Raw genomic sequence first — 1,349 nt, forward strand, 5'->3', positions numbered from 1 at the left:
GGATTAAAAGATCGCAGCCTGCGGCAGCTCCTACAGAGATTGTGTAGGAGCTGCCGCAGGCTGCGTTCTTTTGCTATTCAGGGTATTTGTACGCCTTCGGCCAGCAGCATATCCACCAGTCGTATCAGCGGCAGGCCGACGAGGCTGGTGGCGTCAGGTCCTTTGGTGCTCTGGAACAGGCTTACACCCAAGCCTTCGGCCTTGAAGCTGCCAGCGCAGTCGTAGGGCTGTTCGGCGCGCAGGTAGCGTTCGATGCGTGCGCTGTCGAGGGTGCGCATGTGAACGGTGAAGGGGATGCAGTCGACCTGGCATTGGCCGGTCTGGCTGTTCAGCAGCGCCAGGCCTGTCAGGAAGGTCACGCTCGCGCCGCTCGAGGCCAGCAGCTGTTCGCGAGCCTTTTCGAAGGTGTGGGGCTTGCCGATGATCTTGTCGCCGAGCACGGCGACCTGGTCGGAGCCGATGATCAGGTGAGCGCTATGGCTGTGGGCCAGTGCGCGGGCTTTCTGTTCGGCGAGGCGTTTTACCAGATCGATGGCGGACTCGTTCGGTCGATGGCTTTCGTCGATATCCGGCGAGCTGCAAGTGAATGGCAATCGCAGGCGGGCCAGCAAATCCCGGCGATAGACCGAGCTGGAAGCGAGTAATAATGGCAGCATGCGCAACTCCAAATGACAGGCATGAATTCTAGCGGGGCTTCCAAGTGACGGACAGGGCTGAATTTCCTTTGACATGGGCGGGTGCATCCCTATAATGCTGCGCCTATGTTGAATGACCCGATTCCACCTCACGTTGACCCGCGCAAATTGGCTGATCGTGGCACCACCCTTCAAGGTGAAATGCTGCTGGCCGATTTGGAGAGACTCTGCGACCCGCTTTCCGACAATGTCGGTACGGTGCAGGCTAAATTCGTTTTTGAACGAGATGAACGTAAATCTGTGGTCATCCACAGCTTTATCGACACTGAAGTCAAAATGGTTTGCCAGCGTTGTCTTGAGCTGGTCACCCTGCCGATCCATAGCGAATGCAGTTACGCTGTGGTGAAGGAGGGTGCGAATACCCAGTCGTTGCCGAAAGGTTATGACGTGCTGGAACTGGGCGAAGATCCTTTGGATCTGCAGTCACTGATCGAGGAGGAGCTTCTGCTCGCCTTGCCCATTGTGCCTGCTCATCATCCGGAAGAATGCCAGCAGCCGGCGGGAGCAGATGAACCCGAACCGAGCGAGGACGAGGTAACGCGGTCCAACCCGTTCAGTGTATTGGCGCAGTTAAAGCGTGACCCAAACGTTTAGGAGTTAATCAATTATGGCTGTTCAGCAGAACAAAAAATCCCGCTCTGCCCGTGACATGCG

2 protein-coding genes are annotated in these 1,349 nt (G+C 57.0%); one reads left to right on the top strand and one right to left on the bottom strand.

From position 1 onward, the window contains the following. Positions 1 to 77 precede the first annotated feature (77 nt). A complete protein-coding gene (locus ACRESJ_RS06200; RefSeq protein ID WP_431757124.1) occupies positions 78 to 656 on the bottom strand; it encodes a Maf family protein in 579 nt (192 codons plus the stop codon). Positions 657 to 761: 105 nt separating this feature from the next. Between ACRESJ_RS06200 and ACRESJ_RS06205 the strand changes: the two genes are divergently transcribed. Continuing rightward, positions 762 to 1,289 (top strand): YceD family protein, encoded by a 528-nt coding sequence (locus tag ACRESJ_RS06205; RefSeq protein ID WP_007942001.1) that lies wholly within the window; start codon positions 762 to 764, stop codon positions 1,287 to 1,289. The last annotated feature ends 60 nt before the right edge of the window (positions 1,290 to 1,349 follow it).

The sequence above is a fragment of the Pseudomonas sp. genome (assembly GCF_050739655.1).
Taxonomy (GTDB): domain Bacteria; phylum Pseudomonadota; class Gammaproteobacteria; order Pseudomonadales; family Pseudomonadaceae; genus Aquipseudomonas.

Coding starts and splice junctions, on each gene's coding strand:
- ACRESJ_RS06200 (WP_431757124.1), bottom strand. CDS start 656: ATGCTGCCATTATTACTCGCTTCCAGCTCGGTCTATCGCCGGGATTTG.
- ACRESJ_RS06205 (WP_007942001.1), top strand. CDS start 762: ATGTTGAATGACCCGATTCCACCTCACGTTGACCCGCGCAAATTGGCT.